This is a genomic window from Tabrizicola sp., assembly GCF_041913445.1.
In the GTDB taxonomy this organism is placed as follows: Bacteria; Pseudomonadota; Alphaproteobacteria; order Rhodobacterales; family Rhodobacteraceae; genus Tabrizicola.
This window is the reverse complement of record NZ_JAYSFG010000016.1, coordinates 36,353-56,973: the sequence shown is the minus strand read 5'-3', so window position 1 is coordinate 56,973 and position 20,621 is coordinate 36,353. Positions and strand designations below refer to the sequence as shown.

General features: G+C 68.4%; 25 protein-coding genes and 1 pseudogene. 13 read left to right on the top strand and 13 right to left on the bottom strand.

Going from position 1 to position 20,621, the window contains the following annotated elements:
* Positions 1-2: 2 nt before the first annotated feature.
* Positions 3-101: pseudogene (locus tag ACE3Q6_RS16390) on the bottom strand (zinc-ribbon domain-containing protein); the annotation flags it as partial.
* 180 nt (positions 102-281) lie between these two features.
* Between ACE3Q6_RS16390 and ACE3Q6_RS16385 the strand changes: the two are divergent.
* The 5 genes from ACE3Q6_RS16385 (at position 282) to ACE3Q6_RS16365 (ending at position 3,586) form a co-directional block, all read left to right on the top strand.
* On the top strand, positions 282-953 hold the full coding sequence (locus ACE3Q6_RS16385) for a cell division ATP-binding protein FtsE (protein ID WP_374434641.1): 672 nt from the start codon (positions 282-284) through the stop codon (positions 951-953).
* On the top strand, positions 950-1,846 hold the full coding sequence (locus ACE3Q6_RS16380) for a cell division protein FtsX (protein WP_374434638.1): 897 nt from the start codon (positions 950-952) through the stop codon (positions 1,844-1,846). The genes ACE3Q6_RS16385 and ACE3Q6_RS16380 overlap by 4 nt, the downstream gene beginning before the upstream one ends.
* The gene (locus tag ACE3Q6_RS16375) at positions 1,843-2,571 is read left to right on the top strand and encodes a lysophospholipid acyltransferase family protein (protein WP_374434635.1); all 729 of its coding nucleotides are present in this window, start codon (positions 1,843-1,845) and stop codon (positions 2,569-2,571) included. Before ACE3Q6_RS16380 ends, ACE3Q6_RS16375 begins: the two co-directional genes overlap by 4 nt.
* Positions 2,568-2,891, top strand: a complete 324-nt coding sequence (locus ACE3Q6_RS16370; protein WP_374434633.1) for a TfoX/Sxy family protein — start codon at positions 2,568-2,570, stop codon at positions 2,889-2,891. The genes ACE3Q6_RS16375 and ACE3Q6_RS16370 overlap by 4 nt, the downstream gene beginning before the upstream one ends.
* An 89-nt stretch (positions 2,892-2,980) precedes the next feature.
* Complete coding sequence (locus tag ACE3Q6_RS16365; protein WP_374434631.1) at positions 2,981-3,586, top strand: pyridoxamine 5'-phosphate oxidase family protein; 606 nt, start codon at positions 2,981-2,983, stop codon at positions 3,584-3,586.
* A 45-nt stretch (positions 3,587-3,631) separates the two neighbouring features.
* Here ACE3Q6_RS16365 and ACE3Q6_RS16360 read toward each other — a convergent pair whose 3' ends face one another.
* The 6 genes from ACE3Q6_RS16360 to ACE3Q6_RS16335 all read right to left on the bottom strand — a co-directional run bounded on the left by ACE3Q6_RS16360 (position 3,632) and on the right by ACE3Q6_RS16335 (position 7,941).
* Complete coding sequence (locus ACE3Q6_RS16360; protein WP_374434629.1) at positions 3,632-4,117, bottom strand: hypothetical protein; 486 nt, start codon at positions 4,115-4,117, stop codon at positions 3,632-3,634.
* The gene (locus ACE3Q6_RS16355; RefSeq protein ID WP_374434627.1) at positions 4,114-4,428 is read right to left on the bottom strand and encodes a multidrug efflux SMR transporter; all 315 of its coding nucleotides are present in this window, start codon (positions 4,426-4,428) and stop codon (positions 4,114-4,116) included. The genes ACE3Q6_RS16360 and ACE3Q6_RS16355 overlap by 4 nt, the downstream gene beginning before the upstream one ends.
* Positions 4,425-5,384 (bottom strand): acetyl-CoA carboxylase carboxyltransferase subunit alpha, encoded by a 960-nt coding sequence (locus tag ACE3Q6_RS16350; protein WP_374434625.1) that lies wholly within the window; start codon positions 5,382-5,384, stop codon positions 4,425-4,427. Before ACE3Q6_RS16350 ends, ACE3Q6_RS16355 begins: the two co-directional genes overlap by 4 nt.
* 80 nt (positions 5,385-5,464) lie before the next feature.
* The gene (locus tag ACE3Q6_RS16345) at positions 5,465-6,232 is read right to left on the bottom strand and encodes an FCD domain-containing protein (RefSeq protein ID WP_374434622.1); all 768 of its coding nucleotides are present in this window, start codon (positions 6,230-6,232) and stop codon (positions 5,465-5,467) included.
* Between the two features lie 102 nt (positions 6,233-6,334).
* Entirely contained in the window at positions 6,335-6,991 is a 657-nt protein-coding gene (locus ACE3Q6_RS16340; RefSeq protein ID WP_374434619.1) for an OmpA family protein, read from the bottom strand.
* A 119-nt stretch (positions 6,992-7,110) separates the two neighbouring features.
* A complete protein-coding gene (locus ACE3Q6_RS16335) occupies positions 7,111-7,941 on the bottom strand; it encodes a methylated-DNA--[protein]-cysteine S-methyltransferase (protein ID WP_374434617.1) in 831 nt (276 codons plus the stop codon).
* A gap of 159 nt (positions 7,942-8,100) precedes the next feature.
* On the opposite strand from ACE3Q6_RS16335, the gene nth reads away from it, so the two are divergent.
* Both nth and ACE3Q6_RS16325 read left to right on the top strand, forming a co-directional pair.
* Positions 8,101-8,745, top strand: coding sequence for an endonuclease III (gene nth / locus ACE3Q6_RS16330; RefSeq protein ID WP_374434615.1), 645 nt, complete (start codon positions 8,101-8,103; stop codon positions 8,743-8,745).
* Positions 8,742-9,725, top strand: a complete 984-nt coding sequence (locus tag ACE3Q6_RS16325; protein ID WP_374434613.1) for an adenosine kinase — start codon at positions 8,742-8,744, stop codon at positions 9,723-9,725. Before nth ends, ACE3Q6_RS16325 begins: the two co-directional genes overlap by 4 nt.
* Here ACE3Q6_RS16325 and selD read toward each other — a convergent pair.
* Positions 9,722-11,902, bottom strand: coding sequence for a selenide, water dikinase SelD (selD, locus tag ACE3Q6_RS16320; RefSeq protein ID WP_374434611.1), 2,181 nt, complete (start codon positions 11,900-11,902; stop codon positions 9,722-9,724). The genes ACE3Q6_RS16325 and selD overlap by 4 nt on opposite strands.
* Positions 11,903-12,005: 103 nt before the next feature.
* Here selD and ACE3Q6_RS16315 point away from each other — a divergent pair, with 103 nt between their 5' ends.
* The gene (locus ACE3Q6_RS16315; RefSeq protein ID WP_374434608.1) at positions 12,006-12,467 is read left to right on the top strand and encodes a GNAT family N-acetyltransferase; all 462 of its coding nucleotides are present in this window, start codon (positions 12,006-12,008) and stop codon (positions 12,465-12,467) included.
* Here ACE3Q6_RS16315 and ACE3Q6_RS16310 read toward each other — a convergent pair.
* Complete coding sequence (locus tag ACE3Q6_RS16310; protein ID WP_374434605.1) at positions 12,443-13,501, bottom strand: NAD(P)/FAD-dependent oxidoreductase; 1,059 nt, start codon at positions 13,499-13,501, stop codon at positions 12,443-12,445. The genes ACE3Q6_RS16315 and ACE3Q6_RS16310 overlap by 25 nt on opposite strands.
* Before the next feature lie 43 nt (positions 13,502-13,544).
* Between ACE3Q6_RS16310 and mnmD the strand changes: the two genes are divergently transcribed.
* Positions 13,545-14,246 carry a tRNA (5-methylaminomethyl-2-thiouridine)(34)-methyltransferase MnmD gene (gene mnmD, locus ACE3Q6_RS16305; protein ID WP_374434603.1) on the top strand — a complete coding sequence of 234 codons (702 nt, stop codon included), beginning with the start codon at positions 13,545-13,547 and terminating at the stop codon, positions 14,244-14,246.
* Here the strand turns inward: mnmD and ACE3Q6_RS16300 are convergent.
* On the bottom strand, positions 14,207-14,416 hold the full coding sequence (locus tag ACE3Q6_RS16300) for a helix-turn-helix domain-containing protein (RefSeq protein WP_374434601.1): 210 nt from the start codon (positions 14,414-14,416) through the stop codon (positions 14,207-14,209). The two genes, mnmD and ACE3Q6_RS16300, sit on opposite strands and share 40 nt — an antisense overlap.
* On the bottom strand, positions 14,416-14,943 hold the full coding sequence (locus tag ACE3Q6_RS16295) for a DUF2975 domain-containing protein (RefSeq protein WP_374434598.1): 528 nt from the start codon (positions 14,941-14,943) through the stop codon (positions 14,416-14,418). Before ACE3Q6_RS16295 ends, ACE3Q6_RS16300 begins: the two co-directional genes overlap by 1 nt.
* 69 nt (positions 14,944-15,012) lie before the next feature.
* On the opposite strand from ACE3Q6_RS16295, the gene ACE3Q6_RS16290 reads away from it, so the two are divergent.
* From ACE3Q6_RS16290 to rlmH, 3 genes are all read left to right on the top strand, one after another.
* A complete protein-coding gene (locus ACE3Q6_RS16290) occupies positions 15,013-15,573 on the top strand; it encodes a hypothetical protein (RefSeq protein ID WP_374434596.1) in 561 nt (186 codons plus the stop codon).
* A 209-nt stretch (positions 15,574-15,782) separates the two neighbouring features.
* Positions 15,783-16,106 carry a ribosome silencing factor gene (gene rsfS / locus ACE3Q6_RS16285; RefSeq protein WP_374434717.1) on the top strand — a complete coding sequence of 108 codons (324 nt, stop codon included), beginning with the start codon at positions 15,783-15,785 and terminating at the stop codon, positions 16,104-16,106.
* Entirely contained in the window at positions 16,106-16,576 is a 471-nt protein-coding gene (gene rlmH, locus ACE3Q6_RS16280; RefSeq protein ID WP_374434593.1) for a 23S rRNA (pseudouridine(1915)-N(3))-methyltransferase RlmH, read from the top strand. Before rsfS ends, rlmH begins: the two co-directional genes overlap by 1 nt.
* Here rlmH and ACE3Q6_RS16275 read toward each other — a convergent pair.
* Positions 16,573-17,904, bottom strand: coding sequence for an amidase (locus ACE3Q6_RS16275; RefSeq protein WP_374434589.1), 1,332 nt, complete (start codon positions 17,902-17,904; stop codon positions 16,573-16,575). The genes rlmH and ACE3Q6_RS16275 overlap by 4 nt on opposite strands.
* A gap of 79 nt (positions 17,905-17,983) precedes the next feature.
* Here ACE3Q6_RS16275 and ACE3Q6_RS16270 point away from each other — a divergent pair, with 79 nt between their 5' ends.
* Positions 17,984-19,213: an FAD-dependent monooxygenase gene (locus ACE3Q6_RS16270; RefSeq protein ID WP_374434586.1), complete on the top strand. Its 1,230-nt coding sequence runs from the start codon at positions 17,984-17,986 to the stop codon at positions 19,211-19,213.
* Here ACE3Q6_RS16270 and ACE3Q6_RS16265 read toward each other — a convergent pair.
* A complete protein-coding gene (locus ACE3Q6_RS16265; protein WP_374434584.1) occupies positions 19,149-20,495 on the bottom strand; it encodes a cation:proton antiporter in 1,347 nt (448 codons plus the stop codon). The genes ACE3Q6_RS16270 and ACE3Q6_RS16265 overlap by 65 nt on opposite strands.
* Positions 20,496-20,621 lie beyond the last annotated feature (126 nt).

Here is a 20,621-nt window from a genome sequence, read left to right as displayed (position 1 = left end):
GCGTGCCCGCAGTTCGCACACTGCACGTCGCGCCCGGTCTCGGGGATTGCATCCTCGGGGACCTCGTACTTGGCCTCACAGTTCGGACAAACCAACCGCATTTTCGTCCCTCAAGCCTGTTTTTCTTCGGGCTGCCGCGAACGTTGTAATCCCTATTTCCAGTCGTTCCAAGGCTTTGTGACTCGCTCTTGTGCAATCGTTTCAGCCTGTGCGATGGAAAGCGCAGTGATGGCGGCACGAACGCCACAGTTCGGGTCGACGCGGGACAGCAGGGGAACGGCGTGATCACATTCGAGAACGTGGCCTACAGCTATGGCGGTGGCGAGCTTCTGACGGATGTCTCCCTCAAGCTGGCGCCGGGGTCCTTCCACTTCCTCACCGGCCCTTCGGGCGCGGGGAAATCCACCTTCCTGAAACTCGCCTATGCCGAGCTGCGCCCCACCAAGGGCCGCGTCACGCTCTTCGACAACGACGTGACCAAGCTTTCGCGCGACGATGTCGCCCGCACCCGCCGCCGCATCGGCATCGTGCACCAGGACTGCAAGTTCCTTGACCACATGACGCTTGCCGCCAACATGGCGCTTCCGTTCACCGTGTCCGACCGCGAAAGCTCGCCCCAGGACATGGCGGATCTTCTGGGCTGGGTCGGCCTTGCCCACCTTGCCGATGCGCTGCCCCCACAGCTTTCGGGCGGCGAACGCCAGCGCGCCGCGCTCGCCCGCGCAGTCATCGTCGATCCGGACGTGATCCTGGCCGACGAGCCTACCGGCAACGTCGACTGGGAGATGTCCTTGCGCATCCTCACGCTGCTTGTGGAGTTGAACAAGATGGGCAAGACCATCCTGGTCGCCACCCACGACCTGAACCTCATCCGGCAGGCCAAGGCGCAGATCCAGGCCCGCGTCCTGCGCATTTCCAAGCACCGCGTCCAGCTTGCGGGGGCCGATCTGTGAGGCTGCCCACCGCCAAGCCCGCCTCGCCCGCCACCCGCGCGCTGGAGGTCGTCCCGCCCTCAGGCCCCACTGCCTGGCTCACCACCTTCACTGCGGGCGCGATGACCTTCCTTTGCGTGTTCGCCCTGGCGCTTTCGATTGCCTCCGGCCGCCTGGCCGACCGCTGGTCCGAGGCGCTGGCAAAGACCTCCACCATCCGCCTTTCCGCCCCGGCCGAGCAGGTGCAGATCCAGACCGACGCCATTCTGGCAACCCTTGCCACCACGCCCGGGATCGCCAGCTACCGGGTGATCGAGGATGCCGAGACGCGGAAACTTTTGGAACCCTGGTTCGGTCCCGGCCTTCCGGTCGAGGCCCTGCCCATCCCCCGCCTGATCGAGGTGGTCGAAGCCGATCCGCCCTATGACTCCGAGGGCCTGCGCCAGCGTCTGACGGCCGAGGCGCCCGGTGCGCTTCTTGACGATCACACCCGCTGGCGCCGCCCGCTGGCGGAAGCGGCCAGCCGCATCCGGCTTCTGGGGGTGCTCTCCATCGCGCTGATCGGCGCCGCGATGGCCGCGATGATCACGCTTGCCGCCCGCGCGGCACTGGCGACCAACGCCGAAGAGATCCGTGTCCTCCGCCTGGTCGGTGCGAAGGACAGCTACATCGCCCGCGCCTTCGTCCGTCGGTTCACCCTGCGCACGCTGGGGGGTGCGGCAATCGGTGCGGCTGCGGGCCTGCTGGGCGTCGCGGCCCTTCCCGCCGCCGATGCTGCCGGGGGCTTCCTGACCGGGCTTGGCTTCACCGGCCTTTATTGGCTCATGCCCTTGGCCCTGCCGCCGCTGGCCGCTATCGTGGCCTTCCTGGCCACCCGCCGGGCCGCCTTCCAGAAGCTGCGAGAGCTGACATGACCCCGATCCGCTGGCTCTTGTCGCTGATCTTCATCGTCCAGATGTACCTGGCGATGGCGGTGATCGCCGTCGTCTTCGCCCCCTGGGCGCTGTTTTCCCGGCAGGGCGCGCGGGTCGCCTGCAAGACCTTCTGCCGCTGGACGCTTCTCAGCCTGCGCCTCCTGACCGGCCTCAGGACCGAGGTTCGCGGCACCCCACCGACCGGCGAATGCATCATCGCGGCCAAGCATCAGAGTTTCCTCGACATCATCCTGATCTTCAACGCGGTCCCCGCGGGCAAGTTCATCATGAAGCGCGAACTGATGTTCACGCCATTCCTTGGCCAGTATGCGCTGAAGATCGGTTGCGTCCCGGTGAACCGGGGCAAGCGGGGCGCGGCCATCGCCAAGATGAAATCCGACGTCGCCGCCGGGGCAGCAGAGCCCGGGCAGCTCATCATCTACCCGCAGGGCACCCGCGTCGCGCCCGGGGCGACACTGCCCTACAAGGTCGGCACCGGCCTTCTGTATGAACAACTCGGCCAGCCCTGCGTCCCCGTCGCCGCCAATGTCGGTCTCTTCTGGCCGAAGCGTGGCATCCTGCGGAAACCCGGGCTTGCCGTGGTCGAATTCCTGGACCCGATCGCGCCGGGCCTGAAGGTGCAGGAGTTCATGGCGCGCCTGGAAGCCGAGGTCGAGACGCAGTCGAACCGCCTGATGGCCGAAGCCGGGTTCCGTGCGCCATGAGCACCCGGGCCGAGTCAATCGAGCACCTCCTCGACGCCCTCGCGCCCCTCCCGGTCAGCCCCCGCAAAATGTTCGGCGAATACGCCCTCTACCTGGATGGCAAGGTCGTGGCGCTTGTCTGCGACGACCAGCTTTTCCTGAAACCCACCCCCGGCGCGCAGGCGGCCTTCCCCGACTGCCCGCGGGGCGCGCCCTACCCCGGCGCGAAGCCGCATCTCCTGGTGACCGATGCGCTGGATGATCCCGACCCCGTTGTCCTCGCGCTAAGGGCCATCGCCGCAGACCTGCCCCCACCGAAGCCGAAGAAACCCAAGGCGTGACCCGGGCTTCCTTTCACATTTGCCCAGATATCCCACGGGAGGTCCGGAGGGTGTGAAACCCTCCGGGGCCAGACAAGAGGCGGAACGACATGAACTGGATCACCACTCTCGAAGACCTCCACGCCCACTACGGCACACCGGCCGAGGCCGCGACCGTCAAGGTCATGGCGCATCTCACCCCCGCCTACCGCGCCTGGATCGACCGCGCGCGGTTCTGCATCCTGACGACCGTGGGACCCGAGGGTACCGACGGAAGCCCGCGTGGGGACGAGGGACCGGTGGTCACGGTCCTAGACGCGCAGACTCTGGCGCTGCCGGACTGGCACGGCAACAACCGGATCGACAGTTTGCGCAACATCGTCCGCGATGGCCACGTGAGCCTGATGTTCCTGATCCCGGGCGCCAACAATGCGCTGCGCGTCAACGGCACCGCCCGGCTGACCGCCGACGCGGACCTTCTCGCCCGCTATGAAAGGGACGGCAAACAGCCCCGCACCGTGATCGTGATCCGCATCGCCGAGGTCTATTCGCAATGCGCCCGCGCGCTGATCCGCTCGGCACTCTGGACCTCGGGCGACCAGTCGGCGGGTCTGCCGACCGTGGGCGACATGCTCCGCGAGATCACCGAAGGCCGGATCGACGGGCAGGCCTACGACGCCAACTGGCCCGCCATCGCGGCCCGGACGATGTGGTAGGCGGCCGGGAAGGTAGCGTGGGGGACAGGCCCACCCTCGAACCGGTCAGCTGAGCGGGCAGTCCGCCACTTCGAGATCCAGCGCCAGCCGCGCCTCGGGTCCGTAGGCCAGCCCCGAGACGTTGATGTACAAGGCCCCCGTCTCGGCCCAGACCTCGGTCACCTTCATCGTGGTCGCCGTGGAATCCACCGTCACCTTCTCGAAAAGCGCACAGTCCGTCTCGAAGCGCAGGACATAGCCGTTGAACTGGGCCTCGTAGAACCGGCCGATCCCGGTCGGATAGCTCAGCTCGATCCGGCTTGGACCGATCTCTACCGCGACCGGCACCACGTCGAGCCCTCCGGTGAAGCCCTCCGGCCCCAGCCCGAACTCGGTCCCCTGGCCCACCGCCACGGTCCGCCCCCGCGCGACCAGAAGCGGGGCCTCGCGATCGTCCCAGGTCTCGACCGTGAAGGTGACCAGCCGCCCCTCAAGCGTCCCGGCCTCGACCGGCGAGACCAGCGCGGCGGCAAGGGCCAGCGGGCGGATCATGCGAACTTGAGCGCGGCGATCCCGGCAAGGATGAGAAGCACGCCCATCACACGCATCAGGTTCACAGGTTCCTGGAACAGGAACACCGCGGCGATGGCGGTGCCCACGGCCCCGATGCCGACCCAGACCGCGTAGGCCGTTCCGACCGGCAGCGACTTCATCGCGACCGAGAGCAGGTAGAACGACCCCAAGGCCAGCACGATGGTCACCACCGACGGCACCAGCCTAGTGAAGCCTTCGGAATACTTCAGCCCCAGCGCCCAGCCGGTCTCCATCAGCCCCGCGATGACGACGATCACCCAGGGGTTCACGCGGCCAGGCCCTTCGCGCCCATGTCGAGGAACTTCTGCCGCCGGTCCTTGATCAGCGCCTCGCGCTTCTTGCCCGAAAGTTCGGACAGCATCGCCTCGATGGCTTTGCCCACGGCATCCACCGCCTCTTTCGGGGCCCGCTGCGCACCGCCGAGCGGCTCCTTCACGATCCGGTCGATGATCCCCAGCTTCTGCAGGTCCTGCGCCGTCAGCCGAAGGGCTTCGGCCGCCTCGCGCATCTTCTCGGCGTCCTTCCACAGGATCGAGGCGCAGCCCTCGGGCGAGATGACCGAATAGATCGAATGCTCCAGCATCGCCACCCGGTTCGCCGTGGCAAAGGCCACCGCGCCGCCAGACCCGCCCTCGCCGATCACCACGGAAATCAGCGGAACGCCGATGGCGAGGCACTTCTCGGTCGACCGGGCGATGGCCTCGGCCTGGCCGCGTTCCTCGGCGCCCTTGCCGGGGTAGGCCCCGGCGGTGTCGATCAGCGTGATCACCGGCAGGCGGAAGCGGTCGGCCATGTCCATCAGCCGGATCGCCTTGCGGTAACCCTCGGGCCGCGCCATGCCGAAGTTGCGCTGGATGCGGCTTTTGGTGTCGTTCCCCTTCTCATGCCCGATCACCATGACCGGTTGGTCGTTGAACCGCGCCAGCCCGCCGATCACCGCATGGTCGTCGGCAAAGGCGCGGTCGCCGGCCAGCGAGGTGAACTCGGTGAAGAGCTGTTCGATGTAATCCTGGCAATGCGGCCGGTCGGGATGGCGGGCCACCTGGCACTTCTGCCACGCCGTCAGGTTCTTGTAGAGATCGCGCAGCGCCTGGTCCGCCTTGCGGTCCAGCGCCTCGGCCTCTTTCGAGACATCCATGCCGGGATTGGTCTTCGCCATCGCGCGAAGCTCTTCCGCCTTGCCTTCGATGTCGGCGAGAGGCTTTTCAAAGTCGAGATATTGCATGGCGCTTCCTTTACGGGACCGCCCTTATATGCCCGCGCGACCGCATCGATGCAACTCGGCAGGGCGGCAAGTGGCGAAGCCTAGCGGCTGGCTTCCTGCTCCAGCCGTTGGCGGGCGATGGATTCGTGTTTTTCGGCGCGCATCTGGTCGTGGAAGGCCTGTTCGACATAGGCCATATGCGCGCCAATCGCCGCACGTGCAGCCTCGGGGTCCCGCGCCTGGATCGCGGCGTTGATTGCCCGGTGCTGGTCCAGAAGCTGGTCGCGCGTCATCCGGTTCTTGAACATGACCTGGCGGTTGTAGAAGACCCCCTGCCGCAGAAGGTCGAACATCGACCGCAGCATGTGCAGCATGATGACGTTGTGGCTGGCTTCGATGATCGCCATGTGGAACTCGGCATCCAGCTGCGCCTCGTCCGAAGGGTCGCGCTTCTGGTGCGCGACCTCCATCTTGCCGAAGATCGTGGCGATGAGCTTGAGGTCGGTTTCCGACCCGAAGACCGCCGCGCGTTCGGCGGCCAACCCCTCCATGTCGCGCCGGAAGCTGATGTAGTCGAAGACGGCCTCGTCATGGGTGGAGAAGAGCTGCGTCAGGGCCGGCGAGAAGGCCGAACCCAGCACCTCGGCCACGAAGATGCCCGAGCCGGCCCGGCTGACCAGAAGGCCGCGTTCCGCAAGCTCGGCGATGGCATCGCGGAGTGAGGGTCGGGAAACGCCCATCTTGTCGGCAAGGTCGCGTTCCGAGGGCAGCCGCTCACCCGGGCGCAGGATGCCACGGAGGATCAGCTGCTCGATCTGGCGGACCACCGAACTGGACAGCTTCTCGGGCGTGACTTTCAGGAATGGCATGACGGACCCTGGTTATTGGTCCGAAAATATGACCGATTTTCGCGGGATCACAATGAAAAAGGGGCCAGGTGACCTGGCCCCCTTCGCATTTCTGCCGCGCGATCAGCGGGTCGGGCGGATGATGATCTCGACCCGGCGGTTCTGGGCGCGTCCTTCCGGCGTCAGGTTCGACGCGATCGGCTGGTCCTCGCCACGGCCAAAAGCCGCGACGCGGTTGCCCGGCACACCGCTTTCGCGCAGCACGCTGGCGACCGCCACGGCGCGGCGCTGCGACAGGTCCTGGTTGTAGGCCGCGCTGCCGGTGTTGTCGGTGTGGCCGATCACCTCGATCCGGCTGTTCGGATAGCGCAAGAGGCTGGAGGCCACGGTGTTCAGGTCGGCGCGCAGGTCCGGGCGGACCGAGGCGCTGTCGGTCGCGAAGAGGAGGTCCTGCGGCATGTTCACGATCAGGTATTCGCCCGTGTTCGTGACCGAGATGTTCGAGTTCAGCGAGCCGCGAAGTTCCGCCGCCTGCCGGTCGAGGTCGGCCCCGATCAGCGCCCCGGTACCGGCGCCCAGCGCGCCGCCGATGATTGCGCCCTTGAGCTCGTCCCCGTCGCCGGAAACGGCCACGCCGGCCACGGCACCCGTCAGGCCGCCGATGATTGCGCCCTGGCGCTGGCGTGCGTTCGGGTCGTTCGGGAATGCATTGGGATCAACGCAAGCGGTCAGGCCCAGCGTGCCCGCCACGGCCAGGATCAGGGGGGTCTTCATCTTCATGTCCACTCTCGCCTCGTGTAGTTCGCCCATTGGTGGGCCTGTGGTACGTCCCGTGCCACATTACATCAACGACGTCGAGAGGATGCCGGTTCCCATGGAACTCGGCAGGGTTCCGCGCATCACAATTCGGTCCGCGCGGCTTCCCAGGCCAGCATGGCCCGCTTGCGCGGCAGGCCCCAGTGATAGCCGCCAAGGCCGCCATCCCGGCGCAGGGCGCGGTGGCAGGGGATCAGGAAGCTGATCGGATTTCTTCCGACCGCCGTCCCCACGGCGCGGTGGGCCTGCGGATGGCCGATGGCGCTGGCGATGTCGGCATAGGTGGTGACATGGCCGGTCGGGATCGCCAGCAGCGCCTCCCAGACCTTGATCTGGAACGGGGCGCCGATCAGGTGAAGCGAGGTCGCCTTGCCACCGAAGGCCGCCTCGACCAGCGGACGGATCGTCAGGGGGTCCTCGACATAGCTGGCCCTGGGCCAACGGCTCACCAGGTCTTCGAGTGCCGCCTCGGCCCCGACCTCGTCAGCAAAGCCGATCCCGCAGATCCCTTTCTCGGTCGCCATGACCAGGGCGGGGCCGAAGGGGCTTTCGAACCAGCCCCACCGGATTTCCAGGCCCTCGCCGCCCCGGGCATATTCGCCGGGGGACATCGCTTCCCAGGTCAGGAACAGGTCGTGCAGCCGCCCGGTGCCCGACAGACCGGTTTCCAGTGCGGTGCCAAGGAGGGTGTGGCGCTCGGCCAGAAGGCGGCGGGCGTGGCCCAGGGTCAGGTATTGCTGGTAGCGCTTGGGGCTGACGCCCACCCATTGGCTGAAGAGCCGCTGGAAATGCGCGGGAGACATCTTCATCTCGGCGGCCAGCGCTTCGAGGGTCAGCGCCGGACCCGCGGCGTCGATCACCTGCAGGGCGCGGCCGATCACCTGGTAGTGGTAACTGGGGGACAGGTCGGTCATGGGTCATCTCCTTGCCCGCCACCTTAGCCAGCGGCACGCCGGGCCGCGACCCGCTTCCTGCGCATCCGGAAGGCGGGTCACGTCCGGTCACCGGCCCTGCGGCCACGGCCGCCGCGCTGACCCGTTGCGCGACGGGTTCCGCGCTGGCAGAAAGGCCCGATGACCCCACAGCTGCCCTATTCCGCCCTAAAACAGGTCTTCGCGCGCTTCGCCGAGGCCGAGCCGCGTCCGAAGGGCGAGCTTGAGCACGTGAACGCCTTCACCCTTCTGGTCGCGGTGGCCCTTTCGGCCCAGGCGACCGATGCCGGGGTGAACAAGGCCACGCGCCGGCTCTTCCAGATCGCGGATACGCCGCAGAAGATGCTGGAGCTTGGGGAAGAGGGGCTGATCGAGCACATCAAGACCATCGGCCTCTTCCGCAACAAGGCGAAGAACGTCATCAAGCTCTCGCGCCTTCTGATTGACAATTTCGGGGGCGAGGTCCCCTCGTCCCGCGCCGCGCTGGTCACCCTTCCGGGGGTGGGCCGCAAGACGGCGAACGTGGTGCTGAACATGTGGTTCCACCACCCCGCCCAGGCCGTCGACACCCATATCTTCAGGGTCGGCAACCGGACCGGGATCGCGCCGGGCAAGGACGAAACCGCCGTCGAGCGCGCCATCGAGGACAACGTCCCCGCTGAGTTCCAGCTCCATGCGCATCACTGGCTTATCCTGCATGGCCGGTATATCTGCGTCGCGCGCAAACCCAAATGCGGCATCTGCCCGATCCGGGACTGGTGCCTTTACCCGGAGAAGACCGCATGAAGTCCTACCAGGTCGTCGGCATCGGCAATGCCATCGTTGACGTGTTCTCGACTGCCGATGACTCGTTTCTGGACCTTATGGGGATCCAGAAGGGCATCATGCAGCTCGTCGAACGCGAGCGGGGCGAGATGCTGTATGGCGCGATGACCAACCGCCAGCAGGCCCCCGGCGGGTCAGTGGCGAACACGCTGGCCGGCCTTGGCAACCTCGGCCTTACGACGGCCTTCATCGGCCGCGTCCATGACGACGCGCTGGGTCGGTTCTATGCGCAGACGATGGCGCAGGAGGGCACCGATTTCGTCAACCCGCCGGTCCCGGGCGGCGAGCTTCCGACGTCGCGCTCGATGATCTTCGTGTCCCCGGATGGCGAGCGGTCGATGAACACCTACCTCGGGATTTCGTCCGAGCTTGGCCCCGACGACGTGTCCGACAGCGTGGCGGGCAAGGCCGAGATCCTGTTCCTGGAAGGCTATCTCTACGACAAGCCCAAGGGCAAGCAGGCCTTCGAGCGCGCCGTGGAACTTTGCCACAAGGCGGGCGGCAAGGCGGGGATCGCGCTGTCGGACCCGTTCTGCGTCGACCGTCACCGGGACGACTTCCGGCGGCTGGTCAAGTCGCTGGACTACGTGATCGGGAACGAGCACGAATGGTCGTCTCTTTACCAGACCGACCTGTCCGCCGCGCTGGAACAGGCCGCGCAGGACGCGGGGCTTGTCGTCTGCACCCGGTCGGGCCATGACGTCATCGTCGTCCGGGGCGATGAGGAAGCCGTGGTTCCGGTGCGGCGCGTGGTTCCGGTCGATGCCACGGGCGCGGGCGACCAGTTCGCCGCGGGCTTCCTTTACGGGCTTGCCACGGGCCAGTCGCTGGCGACCGCGGGCCGCATGGGTTGCGTTGCGGCGGCGGAGGTCATCTCCCACTTCGGCGCTCGGCCCGAGACCGACCTAAAGGCGCTGTTCCGTAAGGAAGGCCTGATCTAGACGACGGTCAGGCGCGGCTCCCCCGCGACGATCTCGCCGATCACCGCGGCCTGATGCCCGGCCTCCCGCAGCCGGGCCACCAGTCCCTGCGCCTCTCCGGCGGGGATCGAGGCCAGGAGCCCCCCGCAGGTCTGCGGGTCCGTCAGCAGCGCCACGCGGGCGTCCTGCGGCGCTTCCATCCGCCAGCTGACCGCCACAAGGTTCGCGGGTTGCAGCGACGAGCCAATACCGGCAGCGGCAAACTCCACCGCGCCCGGCATTAGCGGCACGTCGTCCAGTCGCAGCCGTGCCGCCACGCCCGAGGCCTCCAGCATCTCCAGAAGATGCCCGGCCAGCCCGAACCCCGTCACATCCGTCATCGCACGCGCGACCGGCGCCAGGATCGCCGAAGCCGTTCCCTGCGCCACGGACATCTGCGCGATGCACCCGGCCCAGACATCGCCCAGCATCGGCCCCGGCACCCGCGCCAGCGCCATCTCGGCCGCCAGGATCGTCCCCGAGCCCAGGGGCTTCGTCAGCACCAGCGCATCGCCCGGCTGCGCCCCGCCCTTGCCAATGGGCCGGTCTGCCAGTCCCGTCACCGTGAAGCCGACCGTCAGTTCGGCCCCCTCGGTGGAATGGCCCCCGACCACATCCGCCCCGGCGGCGCGGAAGACGGCGCCGGCCTCTTCCATCACCTCGGCCAGCATCCGCGCCTGCAGCTCTGGCCCCAAGGGAGGCAAGGTCACCTGCGCCAGCGCCACCTGCGGCGCGGCGCCCATCGCCCAGACATCGCCCAGCGAGTGGAGGGCCGACAGCCGCGCCATCAGCCGGGGATCATTGCAGAAAGCCCGCAGATGATCGGTCGTCAGCACCTGCACCCCCGACCCGGCCAGAAGGACGGCTGCGTCATCCCCGGGTCCCGAGCGCACCTCGGGACGGACCGGGAGGGGCAGCGCCACAAGCGACGCGGACAGCACCCCCGGCCCGAGTTTCGCGCCGCAGCCCCCACAAAGCGGCCGTCCGGCCAGATGTGCGGCCAGCCCCTCGGTCGCCTCCCGCGGAACGCCGGGCCTGCCCATCGCGGGATAGTCCGCGAACTTCGCCATGAACTTGCGGTCGATCCGGTCCTTGAGCCGCCACCAGCGCGGACCCGAGGCGATGAGGCCCCATTTCTCGGCCACGGCCGCCTGTTCGCCCAGCGAAACAAGCTTCAGGTAATCGCGCTGCGGCCGGAACGCCGTGAGCGGCTTGCCCGTCAACGATGCGCGCAGGTTGGCGTGCAGCACCTTCGCCGCCCGGACCGCAAAGACCCCAGCCTTCGGGCGCGGATCGCCCTCGATCCCTGCGCAATCGCCCGACGCGAAGATCAGCGGGTCCGAGGTCCGCAGCAAGGCGTCGGTGACCAGGAACCCGCCCTCTTGCCGCAGGCCGGTGTCCGCCAGCCAGCCATGCGGGCGCGCGCCGGTGACCGTGAGGGTGAAGTCCGATCCGATCTCCTCGCCCCCGGCCAGCGAGACGGATTGCGGGCCTATGGAAACCGCCTGAACGCCCAGCCGGAGGACGATGCCCGCCGTCCGAAGCCGCGCTTCCAGCGTGCGGCGGACCGCCGGGGCCAGCGACGGCAGAAAGGCCTCCGCCCGGTCGAGGAGGGTCACCTGCGCCCCCTGCCCGAGCAAGCGGTGCGCCGAGGCCAGGGCAAGCTCCACGCCGCCAAGGCCCGCGCCCAGGATCACCACCCGCGGACGAGCGGGCGGCGCGGCCGCGAACGCCTCCCAGGCCTCGGCATAGCGGCCAAGGGGCTTTGCCGCGACGGCATGCGCGGTCGCGCCAGGCAGGGACGGCAGGTCCGAGGTGATGCCGATGTCGATCGCCGCAAGGTCGTAGGGCAGCGACGGGCGCCCGGCCAGATGGATCAGCCGAGCCGCGCGGTCGATCCCGGTGGCCCGGTCCAGGATCACGCGTGCCTGGGCGAAACGGCCCAGGCGCACGAGGTCGATCATCAGCTCATCCCGCCGGTAATGCCCGGCGATCAGGCCCGGCAACATCCCGGTATAAGGTGCGACAGGGTCGGGATTGATGACCGTCAGCCGCGTTCCCGGCAGCGGGCTCATCCCCCACATCCGCAGGACCAGCGCATGGGCATGACCGCCTCCAATCAGCACAAGGTCGCGGATATGGGGATGGGCGGGGGTCATTCGGGCGTCCTGCAACGATCTGCGGCAGGATTATCCCACCTCGTGCGGAATGGCGAGGCGCCGGGCCTTGCGATCCGGGCCTGTGGGGCACAGACTGCCCGTGATGACCCCGCGCCTTGCCACCGACCCGGCCCTCTGGCCCGCCATCCTTGCGCTCCTGCGCGAAGCGTTCGCCTATATGGAGGGCCGGATCGCCCCACCATCCTCGCTGCATGACCTGAGCGAGACCGCCCTGACCCGCCAGGCGCAGACCGGCGAGATCTGGATCATCGGCGCGCCGGTCGCCTGCGTCTTCCTCACGCCGAAGCAGGAGGCGCTTTACATTGGCAAGCTGGCCGTGGCGGCAGAAAGCCGCGGCCAGGGCCTGGCGCGGCGGCTGATCGACCAGGCCGAGGCGCGGGCGCGCGCGATGGGCCTTCCCGCGCTGGAGCTGCAGACGCGGGTGGAACTGGTCGAGAACCAGGCCGCATTCCGGCAGATGGGGTTCGTCGAGGTGGGTCGAACGGCGCACAAGGGGTTCGACCGGCCGACGTCGATCACCTATCGCCGGGCGGTGGCCTTCTGAACCAGGGCCTCCAGCCGGAAATCGTCGGGGATGGCGTCCCGGCCCGCAAGGACCAGGTCGGCCATGACCTCGGCGACCTTGGGGGCCATGCCGAAGCCGATCTTGAAACCGCCGTTCGCCACGAAATGCCCGGGTCGGCCCGGCCAGGGACCCAGCACCGGGGCGCGGCTGGCGGCCTTGGGGCGAATCCCGGCCCAGCGGTCCACGACGTCCGCCCCTGCCAGCGCCGGAACCACTGCGAAGGCCTTGGCCAGAAGCGCCTTCAGCTGGTCATCCGGAGCCTCGCTGGTCCACCTCGTCTCGGAGGTCGAACCGATGGCCACAGTTCCATCGGCATGGGGAACGATGTGCAGGCCGTCGGCAAAGAGCTGCGGGAGGTCGCGCGCCTCATGGCGCAGGGCAAGGGCCTGGCCCTTCACGCCCGACCCCAGGTCGGCGGAGAAGGCCCGGGAAAGCTCTGCCAGTCCGGCAATGCCAGTCGCATGGACCACCGCACCCTCTTCGGGGCCGTCGCCCAGCACAAGCTCGGCCCCGCGGTCCCTCAGCGCCGTGACCAAAGCCGCCAGCCCCATCCGGGGCGACAGTCGCGCCGACAGCGTGTCGCGGACCAGCCAGCCTGACGGCGTCACCGGCTCCCAGGCCGCGCCCGTCGCCGGGACGACGCGCCAGTCCGCCCGGCCCTGCCAAAGCGTCGCAGCCTCGCCCTCTCGCCGTCGCGCGGCTTCGACAGCCCGGTCATCGGCAAGGGGCTGCAACCGGCCCAGACGGGCATAGCCCGACGGCTGACCCGAGGCCGCCTCCACCCCGGCCCACCAGCCTTCGGCCAGAAGCAGGCTTTCCAGCTGGAACGCCTTCTTGGCATTCCAGGCTTCGGGCACATGCGGAGACAGCGCGCCCACAAGTCCGCCCGATGAGCCCGCCCCCCAGCCCGCCGTCTCGATCACGCGGACCCGCGCGCCTTGGCACAAGCAGGCCCAGGCGGTGGAGAGAGCAAAGATCCCGCCGCCCCTGACCGTGACATCCACCCTTGCCATTCCGCCGCCCCGCGCCCATCACACGGCCAAAGGACTATCCGCGATGGCCAGCCCCGACCAGACCCCGATGCTCGACTGGCGCGACGAGACGATCCCGGTCTCGCGCCGGTTCGACGACCCGTATTTCTCGCTGGCCGGAGGTCTGGACGAGACCAGGCACGTGTTCCTGGCCGGAAACGGGTTGCCGGGGCGGTTTCGCGACGGGTTCCAGATCGCCGAGCTGGGCTTCGGGACCGGCCTGAACCTGCTGGCAACGCTTCTCGCACACCCCGGGCCGGGTCACCTGCACTTCACCAGTTTCGAGGCCTTCCCGATGGCGGCTGCGGACATCGCCCGCGCGCTGCAAGCGTTTCCCGAGGTGGCCGGGATCGCGCCGGGGTTCCTGCGCCAGTGGGAAAGCGGAGAGACGACGCTCCGCTTCCCGCATCTGACCGCGACGATCATCCTGGGCGATGCGCGCGAGACGCTTCCCGCTTGGCCAGGCAAGGCGGATGCCTGGTTCCTGGATGGGTTTTCGCCGGCGAAGAATCCCGAGCTCTGGTCGGCGGAGCTGATGGCCGCAGTCGGTCGTCACACTGCGCCGGGGGGCTCCTTTGCCACCTATACCGCGGCAGGCCATGTCCGCCGGGCGCTGGCCGAGGCCGGCTTCACGGTGACGCGCAAGCCCGGCTTCGGTCGCAAGCGGCATATGTCGGTGGGGGTCCTTCAGCCCTCGGCCACTGCTTCCAGGATGTCGCCCGGCTGACAGTCCAGCGCCGCGCAGATGGCGGCGAGGGTGTCGAAGCGAATGCCTTTGACCTTGCCGGATTTCAGGAGGCTGAGGTTCTGCTCGGTGATCCCCACCTTCTCGGCAAGCTCGCGCGAGCGCATCTTGCGGCGGGCCAGCATCACGTCGAGGCGCACGACGATCTGCATCAGACGAACCCCTCGTTCTCGGCCTTGACGCGCGCGGCTTCGCCCATCGCGTAGCCGATCACGGTGAGGAGGCCGGACGCCATGAGGAAGCCCAGCGTGCCGCCGTCGATCGCGATGGAGAGTGTCTTCTGCGTTGCGTGCCAGCTGAGGATCAGGGTTTGCAACGTGGGGAGGAGGACGGTGAAGACCGCGACGAGAAGGAGGTTGCGGCCGATGCGCAGGATGGTGTGGGCGTTGGTGTCGCTGAGGACCTCGCCATCGCGGTAGGCGCCGAAGAGCCGGACCATCCCGCGCAGGGCGGCGACCATCGGCAGGACGGAGATCAGCGCGACGGCGGCGACAAGGCCGGCCTGGGACGTGGAGACCGGGGTGCCGGCGGGGACCGTGCTGCGGGAGAGGAGCGAGGCCGGATCGGTCACGCCCTGGGCCGCGAAGATCAGGACGATGATCGGGAGAAGGACAGAGAGGACGAGGGCCACCCAGTAGAGCAGCCCGGACAGGGTCCGCAGGCGATTGGTGTCGGGCATGGTTTCCCTCTTTTCACGACGATAATTTATCGTATTACAGTAAATTTTGTCTGTCAAAGGAGATTCGCCATGTCCCCCTTCCACACCGCCATCCTGGCAATTCTTGCGCTTGCGGGTTGCACCTCGCTTGTCCATTCCACCGCCGCGCGGCTGGCCACGATGGACCCGCTGACCGCCGATCCCGCTGCTTTGGAGCTGGTCGTGGTCCTGCCTCCGGGCCTTGCCGTGACCCCCGGCAGCGCGAAGCTGGAGCTGTCCGCCGACCGGGGTGCGGAACACAAGTCGGGCAGTTTCCAGCTGGCTGAACGCCCGGCGGCGGCGGGGGTGGCGGTGCCGGAGGGCGGCTCGGCGCGGGGGTTTGCGATTGCCGAAGCGGACGTGCCAAAGATGCGTGCCCTGCAGGCGGAGATCGCGGCCTGGAAGCGCGAGGGGGCGGCAAAGGGCTCGCTCGGGATGGGGCTGGGCGGCTGCGCGGTGGATGGCGGACCGGCGGCGGATGCCAGGGGATCGGTGCTGATCCGGGTGCAGGAGGGCGGGCCGTTCCTGCCGCTGATCGCTGACGGAAAGCTCTCTGACCTGTTGGGCGCCCAGGTGCTGGCCGCGATCAAGCCTTGCAAAGGCGCGGAATAAGGCGTACCCGCCCGCCTTCGGTTGAGATTGCCGCCCCCGGGTGCTAGGCTTGACCCATCGGCCCGGCGCGGGGGCCTTTCCCGTCCGCGCTTCCTCTGGAGGACCCGGTCCTGTCGCATTCTGATCCCGCCACCGGCCTTCCGGTCGGTCCGCGTCCCAAATCCACCGATGCCGCCCCGCAAGAGCATCGGTCCGAGGATGTCCTCGCGCTGGTCCTGAAGTCCGTCGATGACGACAAGGCCGAGGACATCGTCCAGATCGACCTGCGCGGGCGGTCGGACGTGGCTGACTACATGGTCATCTGCTCTGGCCGATCGTCGCGCCAGGTCGCCTCGATCTCGGAAAAGCTGGCGGACCGGCTGAAGCAGGACATGCGCATTTCCGTGCGGATGGAAGGCAAGGAAACCGGCGACTGGGTGCTGATCGACGCGGGCGATGTGATCGTCCACGTCTTCCGCCCGGAAGTGCGCGAATTCTACCAGCTGGAAAAGATGTGGCTGCCGGCGGGGACCACCCGCTCTGCCCAGGGCTGATGCGCCTGCACCTCTGCGCCGTGGGTCGCCTGCGGGCGGGACCCGAGCGCGATCTGGTGGACGATTACCTGCAGCGTCTTGACCGGACCGGGCGTCCCCTGGGCCTTGGTCCTGCGACCGAGCACGAGGTCGAGGACAAGAAGGGCGGCGGTATGGCGGCCGAGGCGGTGCTTCTGGCCCGCGCGATTCCCGAAGGCGCGGCGCTTTGCATCCTGGATGAACGGGGCAAGACGCTGTCCAGCCCGGAGTTCGCCCAGGCGCTGGCGTCCTGGCGCGATGCGGGGCGGCAGGATGCGGCCCTCGTGATCGGCGGCGCGGACGGGGTGGACCCGTCGCTGCGCGCCAAAGCCGACCTCCAGATCAGTTTCGGCCGGATGGTCTGGCCCCACATGCTGGTGCGGGTGATGCTGGCCGAGCAGTTGTACCGGGCGGCGACGATCCTTGCGGGCTCGCCCTATCACCGGGTCTAGAGGAGCGCGCGCTCTGCCGCCGCGCCAAGACGCAAAAGCCGCGCTTCCTGCCCTGCCCCGCCCATCAGGCTGATCCCGCAGGACGGCTGCGAGGTCGGCAATGTCAGGGCGCAGACCCCCATCAGGTTTCCGATCCGGGTGTTGCGGAGCGACAGCAGATTTTCGGTCACGTAATAGCTGTCATCGGTCATCAGACGGTTGGCGTCCGGCGGCAGGATGGGCGAGGTCGGCAGGATCACCGCGTCATAGGCCGCGACCCGGGCGGCCCAGGTGATGCGGATCACTTCCAGCCGCCGCCAGGCTGCGACGTAATCGGCGGCCGTGACGGCTCCACCGGACCGGAACCGCTCCAGGATGCGGGGGAACATCTTCTGTGGCGCGGCCTCGATCACCTCGCGCCAGATGCCATAGGCCTCGGCGGTGAAGAGCGTGGCTGCCAGGCTCAGGGCTTCCGACACCTCCGGCGCGGTGATCCGGGTGATCTGCGCCCCCGCACGACCCAGCCGCGCCACCGTATCCTCGAAGCCAAGCGCCGGCCTTTCGCGCAGGTCGTCCAGCGCCACCGTCTCCAGCACGGCAAGGCGCTTGCCGGCGATCTCGGACCCCGCCAGATCGACAAGGGGCTCGCCTGTGATTGCTGCAAGAAGATGCGCGCAATCCTCGACCGAATGGGCCAGCGGCCCGATGGTGTCGAAGCGTTCGCAAAGCGGCACCGTGCCGGACAGCGGCAGGCTGCCCACCGTCGTCTTCAGCCCGACAAGATCGTTCCACGCCGCCGGGATGCGGACCGATCCGCCGGTGTCCGAGCCGATGGCCGCCGGGGCCAACCCGAAGGCGACCGAGGCCGCGGCGCCCGAAGAGGATCCGCCCGGCACGGCCTTGTCGTCGTTCAGGCAGGGCGGTGTCGCCGTCACCGGGTTCAGGCCCAGGCCAGAGAAGGCCAGCTCCGACATATGCGTCTTGCCCAGGCAGACGAGGCCCTGCAGGGTCGCGGTTTCCAGCACCGCCGCGTCACGGTCGGGCGTCCGCCCCTTCAAGAGCGCCGAGCCCGCCTCGGTCGCCACGCCCGCCGTGTCGAACAGGTCCTTCCAGCTGACCGGAACCCCGTCCAGAAGCCCCTTGCGCTGGCCCGCCTTGGCCCGCGCCGCCGCGGCCATCGCCTCGCCCCGGGCGCGGGCGGGGGTGGCGCGCGCGTAGATCCGCCCGGCCATCGGATGGCTTTCGATCCGGTCGAGAAAGAATTCGGTCAGCTCCACCGGGTTGATCCGGCCCTCGCCGATCTCGCGGCCCAACGCGGCCGCGGTCATGTGTGCCCAGGTTCCGCTCATCCCTGCCCCCAAATTTTCGGCGAGGGTAGCGGCTTGGCGACGCATGGACAATCCGTTCCAAGGCGGCCAAACAGGGGCAATGACCTGGGACACCGACATCCTTATCGCGGGCGGGGGGCTCAACGGCCCGGCCCTGGCCCTGGCGCTGGCTCAGGGCGGGTTCCGTGTGACCGTGATCGACGCCCGCCCCGCGCCCGACCGGGCCGAGACCGGCTTTGACGGGCGGGCCTACGCGCTGGCCATCGCCTCGGTCCGGCTTCTGAAGGCCATCGGCATCTGGGACAGCGTGGCGGACAAGGCCCAGCCGATCCTGGAAATCAAGGCCAGCGACGGTCGTGCGGGGGAAGGCTCTGCCCCGTTCTTCCTGCATTTCGACGCGGCCGAGATCGAGGAAGGGCCGATGGGCCACATGCTGGAAGACCGCTTCCTGTACGCGGCCTTCCTGCGGGCCATGCAAAAGACCCCCGGGATCACCCTTCTGTCCGGCGAGACGGTCGTGGCCCAGGATGTCGCTTTGTCCGGGGTGACGGTCATGCTCGCTTCGGGCCGCAGGCTGACCGGGCGGCTTCTCGTCGGCTGCGACGGGCGCGGTTCGGGCACGGCCGAGCGGGCGGGGATCCGGCGGGTGGGCTGGGGATATGGCCAGACCGCGCTTGTCACCGCGATCCACCATCAGCACGACCATCACGGCACGGCGCACCAGTTCTTCATGCCCGCGGGCCCGCTGGCCATCCTGCCCCTGAAGGGCGGCCACCATTCCAGCATCGTCTGGAGCGAAGAGGAGGCCACCGCAGCGGCGATCCAGGCCCTGCCGGACGCCGCGAATCTGGAGGCGCTCCGCCCGCGGTTCGGCGATTTCCTGGGCGAGATCCAGCTTGCCGGGGCGCGGTTCACCTACCCCCTGTCCCTGTCGCTGGCCGAGCGATTCATCGCCCCCCGCCTCGCCCTGGTCGGGGATGCGGCGCATGGCGTGCATCCCATTGCGGGTCAGGGGCTGAACCTGGGCCTTCGCGATGTGGCCGCCCTGGCCGAGGTCCTGATCCTGGCCCACCGCCGCGGCGAAGAGCCGGGAAGCCTCACCGCGCTGGAGGAATATCAGCGCTGGCGCCGGTTCGACGCCACGGCGCTGGCGCTGGGGATGGACACGGTGAACCGCATCTTCTCCAGCGACAACCCCCTTTTGCGGCTGGGCCGGGACCTTGGCATGGGGCTGGTCAGCGCGGCACCGGCCCTGCGGCGCGGCTTCATGCGGCAGGCGGCAGGCTTGACGGGAGAGCTGCCGAAGCTTCTGACGGGGCGCCCGATCTAGTCCCCGCCGGGTCGTCGCCGGGGTTGGCCTTCGCATCTTCCGTCTGCGTCGCCTTCCGCGCCTCGCGCCGGTCCAGAAGGTGGAACAACAGCGGGTTCGCCAGGATCGAGATCATCGCTCCCGCCACGACCAGATCCCGCGCCTCGTTCGGCACGATCTGCAGGGTGACACCCATCGTGATCAGGATGAAGGAAAACTCGCCGATCTGCGCAAGGCTTGCCGCGATGGTCAGTCCCTTGTCGTGGTCATGCCCAAAGCCCCGCACGATGTAGTAGGCGGCGGCCGACTTAACGAGGACGATGATCAGCACCGTTCCCACCAGGGCCAGCGGAGAGCTCAGGATCACGCCCGGGTTGAACAGCATCCCCACCGACACGAAGAACAGCACGGCGAAGGCGTCGCGCAGGGGCAAGGTCTCGCGCATGGCTTGCTGCGACAGTGTCGACGAGGACATGACCATCCCGGCGAAGAACGCCCCCAGCGCAAAGGAGACGCCGAAGAAATGCGTCGCCCCATAGGCCACGCCCAGCGCGATGGCCAGAACGGACAGGCGGAACAGCTCGCGCGAGCGGGTCTGCGAAACGAAGTGCAGGACCCAGGGCACGACCCGCTGGCCGACGATCAGCATCAGCGCCACGAAGGCCGCCGCCTTGGCCAAGGTGATCAGCACCGTCGCGGCAATGGGGCCGATGCCGATGTTGCTGGTGACTTCCGCCACCGCCTCGGCCTCTTCGGCGACGGGGATGGCGGTCCCGCCCAGCAGTCCCGCCAGCGGCGGGATCAGGACCAGGGAGATGACCATCACCAGGTCCTCGACGATGAGCCACCCCACCGCCACGCGCCCCTTGTCGGTCGTCACCAGATCGCGGTCCTGCAGCGCGCGCAAGAGGACCACTGTCGAGGCGACCGAGAGCGCCAGCCCGAAGATCAGCCCCGCCCCCAGATTCCAGCCCAGCGCCCAGCCCATCGCGGTGCCGAAGGCGGTGGCGACCGCGATCTGCCCGATGGCCCCTGGCACGGCGATGGCCCGCACCGCCATCAGGTCCCGCGGCGAGAAATGCAGCCCGACCCCGAACATCAGCAGGATGACCCCAAGCTCGGCCAGTTCCGTCGCCAGCTTCATGTCCGCGACGTAACCCGGCGTGAACGGCCCGATCACCACGCCGGCCAGCAGATACCCCGCGATCAGCGGCAGCTTCAGGCGTTGCGCCAGAAGGCCGAACAGAAAGGCGAGGCCGAAGCCGGCGACAAGAGTGGTGATCAGGGGCGTTTCGTGGGGCAATGCTTCATGGTCCTTTCCGGTGCACAGTCCGGCAAAGCCGGGCGCCACCACCTTCGTTTCGGGGAATTCTGTCAGGAGACAAAAGGATAGTAGGGACTGATTCGGTCTTTGCAACCGGCTGGACCG

What these genes read in the sequence shown, in the direction of transcription:
- nth (WP_374434615.1), top strand. Translation starts at nt 8,101, where the DNA reads ATGACCCCACAGCTGCCCTATTCCGCCCTAAAACAGGTCTTCGCGCGC.
- ACE3Q6_RS16325 (WP_374434613.1), top strand. Translation starts at nt 8,742, where the DNA reads ATGAAGTCCTACCAGGTCGTCGGCATCGGCAATGCCATCGTTGACGTG.
- ACE3Q6_RS16335 (WP_374434617.1), bottom strand. Translation starts at nt 7,941, where the DNA reads ATGACCGACCTGTCCCCCAGTTACCACTACCAGGTGATCGGCCGCGCC.
- ACE3Q6_RS16350 (WP_374434625.1), bottom strand. Translation starts at nt 5,384, where the DNA reads ATGCAATATCTCGACTTTGAAAAGCCTCTCGCCGACATCGAAGGCAAG.
- ACE3Q6_RS16300 (WP_374434601.1), bottom strand. Translation starts at nt 14,416, where the DNA reads ATGCAGATCGTCGTGCGCCTCGACGTGATGCTGGCCCGCCGCAAGATG.
- ACE3Q6_RS16340 (WP_374434619.1), bottom strand. Translation starts at nt 6,991, where the DNA reads ATGAAGATGAAGACCCCCCTGATCCTGGCCGTGGCGGGCACGCTGGGC.
- ACE3Q6_RS16360 (WP_374434629.1), bottom strand. Translation starts at nt 4,117, where the DNA reads ATGATCCGCCCGCTGGCCCTTGCCGCCGCGCTGGTCTCGCCGGTCGAG.
- mnmD (WP_374434603.1), top strand. Translation starts at nt 13,545, where the DNA reads ATGGCCAGCCCCGACCAGACCCCGATGCTCGACTGGCGCGACGAGACG.
- ACE3Q6_RS16375 (WP_374434635.1), top strand. Translation starts at nt 1,843, where the DNA reads ATGACCCCGATCCGCTGGCTCTTGTCGCTGATCTTCATCGTCCAGATG.
- ACE3Q6_RS16365 (WP_374434631.1), top strand. Translation starts at nt 2,981, where the DNA reads ATGAACTGGATCACCACTCTCGAAGACCTCCACGCCCACTACGGCACA.
- ACE3Q6_RS16295 (WP_374434598.1), bottom strand. Translation starts at nt 14,943, where the DNA reads ATGCCCGACACCAATCGCCTGCGGACCCTGTCCGGGCTGCTCTACTGG.
- ACE3Q6_RS16275 (WP_374434589.1), bottom strand. Translation starts at nt 17,904, where the DNA reads ATGAGCGGAACCTGGGCACACATGACCGCGGCCGCGTTGGGCCGCGAG.
- rlmH (WP_374434593.1), top strand. Translation starts at nt 16,106, where the DNA reads ATGCGCCTGCACCTCTGCGCCGTGGGTCGCCTGCGGGCGGGACCCGAG.
- ACE3Q6_RS16370 (WP_374434633.1), top strand. Translation starts at nt 2,568, where the DNA reads ATGAGCACCCGGGCCGAGTCAATCGAGCACCTCCTCGACGCCCTCGCG.
- ACE3Q6_RS16315 (WP_374434608.1), top strand. Translation starts at nt 12,006, where the DNA reads ATGACCCCGCGCCTTGCCACCGACCCGGCCCTCTGGCCCGCCATCCTT.
- ACE3Q6_RS16345 (WP_374434622.1), bottom strand. Translation starts at nt 6,232, where the DNA reads ATGCCATTCCTGAAAGTCACGCCCGAGAAGCTGTCCAGTTCGGTGGTC.
- ACE3Q6_RS16270 (WP_374434586.1), top strand. Translation starts at nt 17,984, where the DNA reads ATGACCTGGGACACCGACATCCTTATCGCGGGCGGGGGGCTCAACGGC.
- ACE3Q6_RS16290 (WP_374434596.1), top strand. Translation starts at nt 15,013, where the DNA reads ATGTCCCCCTTCCACACCGCCATCCTGGCAATTCTTGCGCTTGCGGGT.
- selD (WP_374434611.1), bottom strand. Translation starts at nt 11,902, where the DNA reads ATGACCCCCGCCCATCCCCATATCCGCGACCTTGTGCTGATTGGAGGC.
- ACE3Q6_RS16310 (WP_374434605.1), bottom strand. Translation starts at nt 13,501, where the DNA reads ATGGCAAGGGTGGATGTCACGGTCAGGGGCGGCGGGATCTTTGCTCTC.